Annotated in this window: 10 protein-coding genes; all 10 read left to right on the forward strand. The window is 34.6% G+C overall.

What is annotated here, in order from left to right; translation table 11 throughout:
* Nucleotides 1–19: 19 nt before the first annotated feature.
* Nucleotides 20–3,070 carry a TAT-variant-translocated molybdopterin oxidoreductase gene (locus ACFO3N_RS06095; protein WP_379796074.1) on the forward strand — a complete coding sequence of 1,017 codons (3,051 nt, stop codon included), beginning with the start codon at nt 20–22 and terminating at the stop codon, nt 3,068–3,070.
* Between the two features lie 34 nt (nt 3,071–3,104).
* Nucleotides 3,105–4,508, forward strand: coding sequence for an NrfD/PsrC family molybdoenzyme membrane anchor subunit (gene nrfD / locus ACFO3N_RS06100; RefSeq protein WP_008466839.1), 1,404 nt, complete (start codon nt 3,105–3,107; stop codon nt 4,506–4,508).
* Complete coding sequence (locus ACFO3N_RS06105) at nt 4,501–5,025, forward strand: DUF3341 domain-containing protein (RefSeq protein ID WP_008466841.1); 525 nt, start codon at nt 4,501–4,503, stop codon at nt 5,023–5,025. Before nrfD ends, ACFO3N_RS06105 begins: the two co-directional genes overlap by 8 nt.
* An 8-nt stretch (nt 5,026–5,033) precedes the next feature.
* On the forward strand, nt 5,034–5,579 hold the full coding sequence (locus ACFO3N_RS06110) for a c-type cytochrome (RefSeq protein WP_248729362.1): 546 nt from the start codon (nt 5,034–5,036) through the stop codon (nt 5,577–5,579).
* Between the two features lie 27 nt (nt 5,580–5,606).
* Nucleotides 5,607–7,001 carry a quinol:cytochrome C oxidoreductase gene (locus ACFO3N_RS06115; protein WP_095928198.1) on the forward strand — a complete coding sequence of 465 codons (1,395 nt, stop codon included), beginning with the start codon at nt 5,607–5,609 and terminating at the stop codon, nt 6,999–7,001.
* A 19-nt stretch (nt 7,002–7,020) separates the two neighbouring features.
* Nucleotides 7,021–8,211: a cytochrome c oxidase subunit II gene (locus ACFO3N_RS06120; protein ID WP_095927928.1), complete on the forward strand. Its 1,191-nt coding sequence runs from the start codon at nt 7,021–7,023 to the stop codon at nt 8,209–8,211.
* Between the two features lie 30 nt (nt 8,212–8,241).
* Nucleotides 8,242–10,044 carry a cytochrome c oxidase subunit I gene (locus ACFO3N_RS06125; protein ID WP_379796077.1) on the forward strand — a complete coding sequence of 601 codons (1,803 nt, stop codon included), beginning with the start codon at nt 8,242–8,244 and terminating at the stop codon, nt 10,042–10,044.
* Between the two features lie 106 nt (nt 10,045–10,150).
* Nucleotides 10,151–11,173: a Holliday junction branch migration DNA helicase RuvB gene (gene ruvB / locus ACFO3N_RS06130; protein WP_095927926.1), complete on the forward strand. Its 1,023-nt coding sequence runs from the start codon at nt 10,151–10,153 to the stop codon at nt 11,171–11,173.
* 4 nt (nt 11,174–11,177) lie between these two features.
* A complete protein-coding gene (locus ACFO3N_RS06135; RefSeq protein WP_379796080.1) occupies nt 11,178–12,524 on the forward strand; it encodes a cytochrome P450 in 1,347 nt (448 codons plus the stop codon).
* Nucleotides 12,521–13,447, forward strand: coding sequence for a tRNA epoxyqueuosine(34) reductase QueG (queG, locus tag ACFO3N_RS06140; RefSeq protein WP_250834135.1), 927 nt, complete (start codon nt 12,521–12,523; stop codon nt 13,445–13,447). Before ACFO3N_RS06135 ends, queG begins: the two co-directional genes overlap by 4 nt.
* Nucleotides 13,448–13,763 lie beyond the last annotated feature (316 nt).

The raw sequence follows: 13,763 nt of genomic DNA on the forward strand, positions 1-13,763 counted from the left end.
ATTTTAATATATATATACAATGTCATCAAACAAAAAATACTGGAAAAGTGTTGAAGAGCTAGAAAATAGCTCTATTGTTGAGGCGCTTAGAAATAACGAATTTGTTGAAGAGATTCCTACTGATGAGTTTTTGGGTAACGCTGAGGCTTTATCTACATCTGGGACTTCACGTCGTGACTTTTTAAAGTACGTAGGGTTTAGTACAGCGGCTGTAACATTAGCTGCTTGCGAAGGTCCTGTTCACAAGTCTATCCCTTATGTATTACAACCAGAACAAATCATTCCTGGTGTTGCAGATTATTATGCAACTACAGTTTTTGACGGATTTGATTTTGCTAATCTTTTGGTGAAAACTCGTGAGGGTCGTCCAATTAAAATTGAAAACAATACAATTGCAGGAGCTAAATTTTCTGCGAATGCTAGAATTCATGCATCTATCTTAGGATTGTATGATAGTACTCGTTTGAAAGAGCCAAAAGTAGATGGTAAAAATTCTTCTTGGTCAGCTGTTGATTTAAAAATTAAATCAAGTTTGGCAGATGCAAAAGCAAAAGGTGGGCAAGTAGTATTATTAACGAATACTTTAGCTAGTCCATCTACTGAGAAATTAATTGCTGAGTTTATTGCAAAAAATCCAAACGCTAAGCACGTTGTGTATGATGCGGTTTCTTCATCTGAGGCTTTAGATGCTTTTGAATCTGCTTATGGTCAAAGAGCTTTAGTTGATTATGATTTTTCAAAAGCTTCTTTAATCGTTTCTGTTGGTGCTGATTTCTTAGGAGACTGGCAAGGTGGAGGATATGATACAGGATATGCACAAGGACGTATTCCTCAAAACGGAAAAATGTCTCGTCATTTTCAGTTTGAATCAAACATGACATTATCTGGAGCAGCTGCTGATAAGCGTGTTCCAATGACTGTAGCTGCTCAAAAGCAAGCTTTAGTTCAAATTTATAATATTGTTGTAGGTGCTTCTATTCCTGTGGCTTTAGAAGGAAACTTTAAAACTGAAGTAGTAAAAGCTGCACAACAGCTTAAAGCTGCTGGTTCAAAAGGAGTTTTAGTATCTGGAATTGAAGATAAAAATGCTCAATTATTAGTTTTAGCTATCAATCAAGTATTGGCTAGTGAAGCTTTTAGTACTGCTGGAGCTAGACAAATTAGAAAAGGTTCTAATGTTGCAGTTGCACAGTTGATTAAAGATTTGAATGCTGGAAGTGTTCATACTTTAATTATGAGTGGAGTTAATCCTGTTTACACTTTAGCTGATTCAGCTTCTTTTGTATCTGGATTGAAAAAAGTTAAAACGTCTGTTGCTTTTTCATTAAAAGAAGACGAAACTGCATCAATTGTTTCAATTGCTGCGCCAGCTCCTCACTACTTAGAATCTTGGGGAGATCTTGAACTTACAAGCGGAACATATAGCTTAACTCAGCCAACAATTCGCCCAATCTTTAATACAAAACAATTTCAAGATGTTTTATTGTCAGTAAATGGTACAGCTGGTACTTTTTATGACTACTTAAAAACAAATTCTGGAGCTTACACTGCAGGAGCTTCTTGGAATAAAGTATTACATGATGGTGTAGCTGTTCTTGGAGCTACAGCTTTGTCTGGAGGTACTATTGATGCTGCTACTGCTGCAAATGCTGTTACAAGATCTAAATCTGCTGGTGATTTTGAATTAGTATTATATACTAAAACAGGATTAGGAGATGGACAACACGCTAATAACCCTTGGTTACAAGAGTTTCCAGATCCAATTACAAGAGTTTCTTGGGATAACTATGTTACAGTTTCTAATGTAGATGCTAAAAAACTTGGTTTATCAAATGAAATTGTTGCAAACGGAGGTTTAAATGGTAGTTATGCTACTATTACTGTTGATGGCGTTAAATTGGAAAATGTTCCAGTTATCGTTCAGCCAGGTCAAGCAGTTGGTACTTTAGGTCTAGCTCTTGGATACGGACGTAAAGCAGCTCTAAAAGAAGAAATGCAAGTAGGTTTAAATGCTTACGCTTTATATAAAGGTTTCAATAATGTTCAATCAGTATCTATTGCTAAAGCTGGTGGTGTACATGAGTTCGCTTGTGTTCAAGGTCAGAAAACTTTAATGGGTAGAGGAGATATTATTAAAGAAACTACTTTAGAAATATTCAATACTAAAGATGCTGAACATTGGAATGAAAAACCAATGGTATCTTTAGATCACCAAGAAGTTGAGGCTACTACTGTAGATCTTTGGGAATCATTTGATCGTACAACTGGGCATCACTTCAACCTTTCAATTGACTTAAATGCTTGTACTGGATGTGGAGCTTGTGTTATCGCTTGTCACGCAGAAAACAACGTTCCAGTTGTAGGTAAAGCAGAGGTAAGAAGAAGCCGTGATATGCACTGGTTGCGTATCGATAGATATTATTCTTCTGAAAGTACTTTTGAAGGTGATAACGAAAGAAAAGAAGGAATTGCTGGTTTATCTAGTTCATTATCTACATTTAATGAAATGGAAAAAGCAGGAGATAATCCTCAAGTTGCATTCCAGCCTGTAATGTGTCAACACTGTAACCACGCACCTTGTGAAACAGTTTGTCCAGTTGCTGCAACTTCTCACGGTCGTGAAGGTCAAAACCATATGGCTTACAACAGATGTGTTGGTACTCGTTACTGTGCGAACAACTGTCCATATAAAGTACGTCGTTTTAACTGGTTCTTATACAACAAAAACAGCGAGTTCGATTATCATATGAACGATGATTTAGGCCGTATGGTATTAAATCCAGACGTTAACGTACGTTCTCGTGGTGTTATGGAGAAATGTTCTATGTGTATCCAAATGACACAAGCTACTAAATTAAAAGCTAAAAACGAAGGCCGTCCAGTTAGAGATGGTGAATTCCAAACAGCTTGTTCTAGTGCTTGTTCTTCAGGAGCAATGATATTTGGTGATGTAAATGATAAAGAAAGTAAAGTTGCTAAATTAGCTGCTGACGAAAGATCATACCACTTATTAGAGCATGTAGGTACAAAACCTAATGTGGTTTACCATGTTAAAGTTAGAAATACTTAGTAAAATTATTAATTAAGAAACAATATAAAGGATTATGTCGTCTCACTACGAAGCACCCATTAGAAAACCTTTAGTTATTGGTGATAAATCTTATCACGATGTAACTGTAGATGTAGCTGCACCTGTTGAGGGGCCTGCAAACAAGCAATGGTGGATTGTATTTTCAATCGCATTAATAGCCTTCCTTTGGGGGTTAGGTTGTATAATTTACACCGTATCTACCGGTATCGGAACATGGGGATTAAATAAAACAGTTGGCTGGGCTTGGGATATTACTAACTTCGTTTGGTGGGTTGGTATTGGTCACGCTGGAACATTAATTTCTGCGGTATTATTACTTTTCCGTCAACGTTGGAGAATGGCCATCAACCGTTCTGCTGAAGCTATGACTATTTTCTCTGTAGTTCAAGCAGGTCTATTTCCAATTATTCACATGGGACGTCCATGGTTAGCATATTGGGTATTACCTATTCCAAACCAATTTGGATCTTTATGGGTAAACTTTAACTCACCTTTACTTTGGGACGTATTCGCGATTTCAACGTATCTTTCAGTATCATTGGTGTTCTGGTGGACTGGTTTATTACCTGACTTTGCAATGCTTCGTGATAGAGCTATTACTCCATTTAACAAAAGAGTTTATTCTATCTTAAGTTTTGGATGGAGCGGTAGAGCTAAAGACTGGCAACGTTTTGAAGAGGTATCTTTAGTATTAGCTGGTTTGGCTACTCCACTTGTACTTTCTGTACACACAATTGTATCTATGGACTTTGCTACTTCTGTAATTCCAGGATGGCATACAACAATTTTCCCTCCATACTTCGTTGCTGGAGCGGTTTTCTCTGGATTCGCGATGGTAAATACATTGTTGATTGTTATGAGAAAAGTATCTAACCTTGAAGCATACATCACATTGCAGCATATCGAGTTAATGAACATCATTATCATGATTACTGGATCTATTGTAGGTGTAGCTTACATCACTGAGTTATTCGTAGCTTGGTATTCAGGTGTAGAATATGAGCAATATGCATTCTTAAACAGAGCTACTGGACCTTACTGGTGGGCATATTGGTCAATGATGACATGTAACGTGTTCTCTCCTCAGTTTATGTGGTTCAAAAAATTAAGAACTAGTATCATGTTCTCATTCATTATTTCGATTGTAGTAAACATCGGTATGTGGTTTGAAAGATTCGTAATTATTGTTACTTCTTTACATAGAGATTACCTTCCATCTTCTTGGACAATGTTCTCACCAACATTTGTTGATATTGGAATTTTCATTGGAACAATTGGTTTCTTCTTTGTATTGTTTTTATTATACTCTAGAACATTCCCTGTAATTGCTCAGGCAGAGGTTAAAACAATTTTGAAAGGAACAGGAGATAATTATATTAGAGAAAGAGCAAACAGTAAAGATTCACATCATGAGTAATAAAGTTATATACGCCATTTATAATGACGATGACGTTTTGATGAATGCAGTAAAGAAGACTAGAGCTGCTCATCATCATATTGAAGAGGTTTTTACTCCATTCCCGGTTCACGGATTGGATAAAGCCATGGGATTAGCACCAACAAGATTAGCAATATGTGCTTTTTTATATGGATGTGTTGGTATTTCTGTTGCAACAACTATGATGGGTTACATCATGATTCATGACTGGCCACAGGATATTGGAGGTAAACCAAGTTTTAGTTTTATCCAAAATATGCCATCTTTTGTGCCAATTATGTTTGAGATGACTGTGTTTTTTGCAGCTCATTTAATGGTTATTACTTTTTACATGAGAAGTAGATTATGGCCTTTTAAAGAAGCTGAAAACCCAGATGTAAGAACAACTGATGACCACTTTTTAATGGAGGTTGCTGTAAATGATAACGAAGCTGAATTAGTTTCTTTCTTTGAAGGAACTGGAGCTGTTGAAGTTAAAGTAATAGAAAAGAATTAATTGTAGCTATGAAAAGGATATATAAAATAACACTTTTAGTTGGTATAACTATTTTAGTTTCATCTTGCCACAATAATTCGGCACCGAACTATCAGTATTTCCCTAATATGTATGAATCTGTTGCTTACGAGCCATATTCAGAAGCAAAAATATTTAAGGGAGGAAAAGAAGGACAGCTTCCTGTTGAAGGAACTATCAATAGAGGTTTTGAACCTTATGAATATGAAAACTCAACTGCTGGTTATGAATTAGCAAAAGCTAATTTAAAATCACCTTTGACAGAAGAAGAGAAAAACTCTGGAAAAGGTAAAGAGCTTTTTGATATTTATTGTATCAGCTGCCATGGTGCAACTGGTAACGGTAAAGGTAAATTGGTTGAAAGAGAGAAATTTCTTGGAGTACCTAGCTATAAAGACAGAGAGATCACTGAAGGAAGTATCTTTCATGTTGAGACTTATGGTTTAAATGCAATGGGTTCACATGCAAATCAATTAAGTGCTCACGAACGTTGGTTAGTTGCTGACTATGTTCTGAAACTAAAAAGCCAATTATAATTGTTGAACAAACTGATCGTAATAGATATGTATACATTTTCAAGTAAATTAAAAACTTTTTCTATCATCTTAATGGCTGTTGGTCTATTAGGAATTGGGTATGGTTTTTTAAGTGCACCAAAAGATATTCAAGAAGTTGAAAAAATACTTGCTGCAGATGAACATGGTTCTCATGGCGCTGCGCATGAAGAAAAAGCGGAGGCATCTCACAAAGAAGCAGGTCATCATGAGGCTGCTGAAGTTGCACATGACTCTCACAAAGGAGCTGAGCATGCAGAAGTTTCTGGTGCAAATGAGCACGAAAAACATTTAGAGCACGTATTGCACCAATTGCAAAATAAGCCTTGGTCTGCTGTATATGTGGCTTGTATTTTCTTTTTACTTCTTTCAATGGGGGTTTTAGCTTTCTATGCAATTCAACAAGTTGCTCAAGCAGGTTGGTCTCCAGTTTTGTTTAGAGTTATGCAAGGTATAACAGCTTATTTGCCAGCTGGTTCTATAATCTTCTTTATACTTTTAGTATTATGTGGATTACATTTTAATCATATCTTCGTATGGTTAGGAGAAGGAGTAACTGATCCTAAAAGCCCAAATTACGATGCTATCATCGCTGGAAAATCAGGTTATTTAAACTTTCCTTTCTGGATTGCAAGAGCTTTTATCTTTTTATTAGGATGGAATATCTACCGTCATATTTCTAGAAAAAACTGTTTGGCACAAGATGAAGCAAATGATGATCTTTACTACAAAAAGAATTTTAAAGCATCTGCTGGATTCTTAGTATTCTTTATTGTATCTGAGTCTATTATGTCTTGGGACTGGATTATGTCTTTTGATCCACACTGGTTTAGTACTTTATTTGGATGGTATGTATTTGCTTCTTTCTTTGTAAGTGGTATTACAGCTATTGCATTAGTAACTATCTATTTAAAATCTAAAGGATATTTGGAGTATGTAAATACAAGTCATATCCATGATTTAGCTAAGTTCATGTTTGGTATTAGTGTATTCTGGACTTATTTATGGTTCTCTCAATTCATGTTGATTTGGTACGCTAACATTCCAGAAGAGGTAACTTATTTTGTAACAAGAATTCAGTTATATAACCTTCCTTTCTTTGGAGCGGTTGTTATGAACTTTGTTTTCCCATTATTAATATTAATCAATACTGACTTTAAACGTCTTAACTGGGTTATTGTTATGGCTGGTGTTGTGATATTATTAGGTCATTATGTTGATTTCTTTAATATGATCATGCCTGGTACAGTAGGAGACAAATGGTTTATTGGAGTTCCTGAAATTGCATCGATTCTTTTCTTCTTAGGTTTATTTATATTTGTTGTATTTACTGCATTAACTAAATCTCCTTTGCTTGCAAAAAGAAATCCTTTCATCGAAGAAAGTAAACATTTTCATTATTAATATTTAAAGAAGTAAACAGATGACAAGTTTGTTGGTAATTATAGTTTTAGTTTTATTAGCAGTTGCATTATGGCAATTGACGAAGATATTTGATCTTACTCAGGTAGGAGCTTCTTCGGACGATTCTCAAGTTGCATCAGATAATGATAATAATATTCAAGGGTATGTTATGTTTGGCTTCTTGGCATTCATATACATATTTACGATTTACGGTTTACTAAAATGGGGAGGTTTAGCACTTCACACTCCTGCTTCAGAGCATGGACTTTTAGTGGATAATTTAATGAATATTACTTGGGTTTTAATTTTTTTAGTTCAATTTATTACACAAGGTTTACTATACTGGTTTTCTTTTAAAAATAGAGGACATAAAGATAAAAAAGCATTATTTTTTGCTGATAGTAATAAATTAGAAGCAATCTGGAGTATTATTCCATCTGTAGTTTTAGCTTGTTTAATTCTTTACGGATTGTACGCTTGGAATAATATTATGTTCGTTGATAAAGATGAAGATGTAATCGAAATCGAATTATATGCTCAACAATTTAAATGGACTGCAAGATACGCTGGACAAGATAACGTTTTAGGTAAAGCTAACGTGCGTTTAATAGAAGGAATAAATACATTAGGAGTTGATATGTCAGATCCAAATGCTCAAGATGATATCGTAGTTTCAGAATTGCACATTCCTAAAGGTAAAAAAGTTCACTTTAAAATGCGTTCTCAGGATGTATTGCACTCTGCTTACTTTCCTCACTTTAGAGCACAAATGAACTGTGTTCCAGGTATGGTAACTGAATTTGCTTTCGTTCCAACATATACTACTTCGGAATATAGAGAATTACCATTTATGGTTGAAAAAGTTGCCAACATTAACAAACTTAGAGCTGAAAAAAGCATTGAGTTAGTTGCAAAAGGTGGTACAGCTTTAGATCCTTATACATTTGATTACCTATTATTGTGTAATAAAATTTGTGGAGCATCTCACTATAATATGCAAATGAAAGTTGTTGTAGATTCTCCAGAAGACTATAAAAAATGGTTAAGTGAAAAAACTACTTTGGCTCAGGATATTGCTGCTGCAAAAGCGGCTGAAAAACCAGCTGAAGGAACTGCTCCAACTGCAGATTCTACTGCAAAAGTAATTGACACTGTTAAAGCTGTTGTTGATACTGTTAAAGCAGCTGTAGCTAAAGTTGCATTGAAATAATATTATTTAGAAAATTTAAAGTACACATATATGTCAGCAGAAGCGCACGATCACGATCACGGACACGATCACGAGCACGAACATCATCATAAAGACACGTTCATTACTAAATATATTTTTAGTATTGATCACAAAATGATTGCTAAACAATACTTGATTACTGGTATTATTATGGGAATCATTGGTATTGCAATGTCCTTGCTTTTTAGAATGCAATTGGCGTGGCCAGAGGAGTCTTTTAAGATATTTAATGTTTTATTAGGAGATAAATTTGCACCTGATGGTGTAATGGCAAATGATATTTATTTAGCTTTAGTAACAATTCACGGTACCATTATGGTATTCTTTGTACTGACGGCTGGTTTAAGTGGAACTTTTAGTAATTTACTTATTCCGCTTCAGATTGGAGCAAGAGATATGGCATCTGGATTTATGAATATGATTTCATACTGGTTGTTTTTCTTATCAGCTGTTATAATGTTATGTTCTTTATTCGTTGAAGCTGGTCCAGCATCTGCAGGATGGACAATCTATCCACCTTTGAGTGCATTGCCACAAGCAATTCCAGGATCAGGAACAGGAATGACATTATGGTTAGTATCTATGGCTATTTTCATCGCATCTTCTTTGATGGGATCTTTAAATTACATTGTTACTGTACTTAACTTAAGAACTAAAGGAATGTCTATGACTAGACTTCCTCTTACAATCTGGACATTTTTCGTAACAGCTATTATTGGTGTTATTTCATTCCCAGTATTATTGTCAGCTGCTTTATTATTGATTTTCGATAGAAGTTTTGGTACTTCATTCTTCTTATCTGATATCTATATTGCAGGAGAGGTTTTACATTACCAAGGAGGTTCTCCAGTATTGTTTGAGCACTTATTCTGGTTCTTAGGTCACCCTGAGGTTTACATCGTAATTTTACCAGCGATGGGTCTTGTTTCTGAAATTATGGCTACGAACTCTCGTAAACCAATCTTCGGATACAGAGCGATGATTATGTCAGTTCTTGCAATTGCATTCTTATCTACTATTGTTTGGGGTCACCACATGTTTATTTCAGGTATGAATCCTTTCTTAGGATCTGTATTTACTTTTACTACTTTATTGATTGCAATTCCTTCTGCTGTAAAAGCATTTAACTGGATTACAACTTTATGGAAAGGTAACTTACAATTTAACCCTGCAATGTTGTTCTCTATCGGAATGGTTTCTACTTTCATCACTGGAGGTTTAACAGGAATCATTTTAGGAGATAGTACTTTAGATATTAACGTTCACGATACTTACTTCGTAATTGCTCACTTTCACTTAGTAATGGGTATCTCTGCACTTTACGGAATGTTTGCTGGTATTTACCACTGGTTCCCTAAAATGTACGGAAGAATGTTAAATAAAAACTTAGGTTATATTCACTTCTGGATTACTGCAGTTTGTGCTTACGGAGTTTTCTTCCCAATGCACTTTATCGGATTAGCTGGTTTACCAAGACGTTACTATACAAATACTAACTTCCCATTATTTGATGATTTACAAAATGTGAATGTTTTAATTACAACATTTGCTCTTGTAGGAGGTGCATTCCAGTTAGTATTCTTATACAACTTCTTTAGCAGTATTTTCTACGGTAAGAAAGCAGTTCAGAACCCATGGAAATCTACAACTTTAGAGTGGACTACTCCAGTTGAACATATCCACGGAAACTGGCCAGGAGAAATTCCTCACGTATATCGTTGGCCATATGACTACAGTAACCCTAATCATGATGTAGATTTTGTTCCTCAAAATGTACCAATGAAAGAAGGTGAAGAAGTTTTACACCACTAAAAATAATCAAAGGCTATCAGAAATGATAGCCTTTTTTGTTTAGTTAAAGTTTTAATCGTTCAGTCTTGCTATTTTACAAACTGATTAGTTTATATATCTTTGTAGGATGAATGAAAATCTAGATCCTACTACTAAAGGATATAACTCAGAAGAGTTAGATCTCGAAAAAAGATTGCGTCCGCTGTCATTTGATGATTTTGCTGGACAAGATCAAGTTTTGGAAAATTTAAAAGTGTTTGTTGCCGCCGCTAATCAGCGTGGTGAAGCACTCGATCATGCACTTTTTCATGGACCTCCTGGTTTAGGGAAAACGACTTTGGCTAATATATTGGCTAACGAACTGCAAGTTGGCATCAAAATTACTTCAGGACCAGTTTTGGACAAGCCTGGTGATTTGGCTGGTTTGCTAACTAATTTAGACGAAAGAGATGTTTTGTTCATTGATGAAATTCATCGATTAAGTCCTGTTGTTGAAGAATATCTGTATTCTGCAATGGAAGATTTCAAGATTGATATTATGATTGAATCTGGCCCGAATGCGAGAACAGTGCAAATCAATCTGAATCCCTTTACTTTAATCGGAGCAACAACGAGATCTGGATTACTAACGGCTCCAATGCGTGCGCGTTTTGGAATATCTTCGCGTTTACAATATTATACTACAGAACTTTTGACAACAATTGTTGAAAGAAGTGCCTCTATTCTAAAAATGCCTATTGATCTAGAAGCTGCAATTGAAATTGCAGGAAGAAGTCGTGGAACTCCTCGTATTGCAAATGCATTATTAAGACGTGTTCGTGATTTTGCTCAAATTAAAGGAAATGGAAGAATTGATATCGAAATTTCAAGATATGCTTTAAAAGCCCTAAATGTAGATGCTCATGGTCTAGATGAAATGGATAATAAAATTTTATTAACTATTATTAATAAATTTAAAGGTGGCCCGGTAGGACTTTCGACTTTAGCTACAGCTGTAAGTGAAAGCAGTGAAACTATAGAAGAAGTTTATGAGCCTTTCTTAATTCAAGAAGGGTTTATCATGCGAACGCCTCGAGGTAGAGAAGTTACAGATAAAGCGTATAAACATCTTGGAAAAATAAACACAAATATACAGGGAGGTTTATTTTAATTGTATGTCCGACAAGTTTAAATATAATTATCCTCAGAAACTATCTTTATTTAGATTTTTCAAGGATGCTGAAGGTGTTCGTAGAAATCCGATTCCCTTTCATAAAAGATATTTTGAGAAATTCGGAGATTCTTTTTCTATACGAATTGGTTTTTCTAAGTACATAATCTTGTCGCGTGATAATGATATTGCACAGCATATTTTAGTTAAGAACCAAAAGAATTATAACAAATCTAAATTTCAATCGGTTTATCTTTCCAAATATTTAGGAAAGGGACTTTTAACCAGTGATGGTGACTTTTGGTTAAAACAGAGGCGACTTATTCAACCGGCATTCCATAAACAAAAAATGAATCAGCTGGTTGATAATATGAATGCGACTATTGCTTCAGAAGTAAATAATTTAGTTGAAGAAAGGCCAATAGATCTTTTTCCGGTTATGAGTAATCTTGCGTTTAATGTTGTCGCAAAATCTTTATTCCAGCTTTCAAATGCTGAGGATAAATTTCATCGCATTAAATTTATAATAGAAGAAGTGCAAAACTTCTTGATTAAGGAAATTAGACTTCCGCATAAAGCTTGGTGGTTTTCATTGAGTGGACAGGTCAAGAAACATCTTAAGTTAGCGGAAGAAAATAATGCTATTATTAAGGAAATCATCGAAGAAAGAAAAGCTTCGAATGAACAAATTAATGATTTATTGAACATGCTTCTAGAAACCAGATATGAAGATACGGGCGAAAGCATGTCTATTGAACAATTGATTGATGAAATTAAAGTTCTCTTTATCGCAGGGCATGAAACTACGGCAAACGCATTAACTTTTACACTTTATCTTTTAGGAAGAAATCCCGAAGTTCAACAAAAGGTTTTTGAGGAAATCATTGAGGTTGAATCGCAAACGAGCAATAGTATCGAACAGCTTCAAAAAATGGTCTATACGAATGCCGTTTTGAACGAGTCTATGCGTTTATATCCGCCAGCTTGGATTACTGACAGACAAAATCTTGAGGATGATGCTTTGGTTGAATTTAAAATTAAAAAAGACACTTTGATTGGAGTTTCTTTTTACGAATTGCATCGTAATCCAAAATATTGGAATAATCCTGATGAATTCATTCCAGAGCGATTTCTTGGAGAACAAAAAAAGGAATCAATGCAATATTTTTATCCTTTTGGAGCTGGTCCTAGAATGTGTATCGGAACTGGATTTGCCATTTATGAAATGTGTTTAACGATATCTCAGATTGTTAAAAAGTATATTATTAAATCTGATAATGATACTGTTCATTTTAACCCATTAATTACTTTGAAACCTATTAACGTTGAAGTTTCATTTTCTAAACGATGAGTATCAATTCAAAAGAAACATATTCAAAATTTATAAAAGAAGAAGCCAAAAGACTTGGGTTTATTTCTTGCGGAATATCGAAAGCTGGTTTTTTAGAACAAGAAGCTCCTCGACTTGAAAATTGGTTGAAGAACAATCGCAATGGTCAAATGGCCTATATGGAAAACCATTTTGATAAGCGTCTCGATCCAACTTTGTTGGTTGATGATGGTAAAAGTGTCGTATCGCTTTTGCTTAATTATTTCCCAGATTCTAAGCAAAACGATGAGAGTTTTAAGATTTCTAAATATGCTTACGGTCAAGATTATCATTTTGTAATTAAGGATAAGTTAAAGGAGTTTTTGCATTCAATCCAAGAAAATATTGGAGAGGTATCAGGACGTGCTTTTGTCGATTCGGCGCCTGTTTTAGATAAGGCTTGGGCGGCAAAGAGCGGTTTAGGTTGGATTGGAAAAAACAGTAACCTTATTACTCAAAAGGTTGGCTCTTTTTACTTCATTGCTGAACTTATTATTGATTTAGAATTAGAATACGATTATGCAGTTACAGACCACTGTGGATCTTGTACGGCTTGCATTGATGCTTGCCCTACACAAGCAATTGTAGCACCATATATTGTTGATGGTAGCAAATGCATTTCTTATTATACCATCGAATTAAAAGAAAATCTTCCTGAAGAAATGAAAGGGAAATTCGATGAATGGATGTTTGGCTGTGATACCTGCCAAGATGTTTGTCCATGGAACCGATTTTCTAAACCCCACTCAGAACCTTTATTTAATCCTAATCCAGAGCTGCTTTCTTTTGCTAAAAAAGACTGGATAGAGATTACAGAAGAAACCTTTAAGCTAGTTTTTAAAAACTCTCCTATTAAAAGAACCAAATTTGATGGTTTAAAACGTAATATTAAATTTTTACAGTAACAACCAAATGTGTGTTGTTATTTTATCTTTTTGATTATCAGTTTTTTATTTTAAAAGGATCTTTCTCCTTTGCGCTATTTTTTTTCCTACGTTTTTTTACTTATTTATCAATAAATTCTGTAGGAATTGAACATCTCTTTAAATTTTTAAGAAAATTCAGCTGTTTTATTATCAAATATTTACAGAAATTAGATTTTCAATAGGTAAACAATTGTTAAAAAATGTTGTTTAACGACTTTATGTGCACTTTGTCGAAATAATAAGGATTCATTTCATTCCTAGATATACTTTCGCACTTTCCAAATCTACTTAATTT

Origin of the sequence: Flavobacterium chungangensis, assembly GCF_042654045.1 — a bacterium.
In the GTDB taxonomy this organism is placed as follows: Bacteria; Bacteroidota; Bacteroidia; order Flavobacteriales; family Flavobacteriaceae; genus Flavobacterium; species Flavobacterium chungangensis.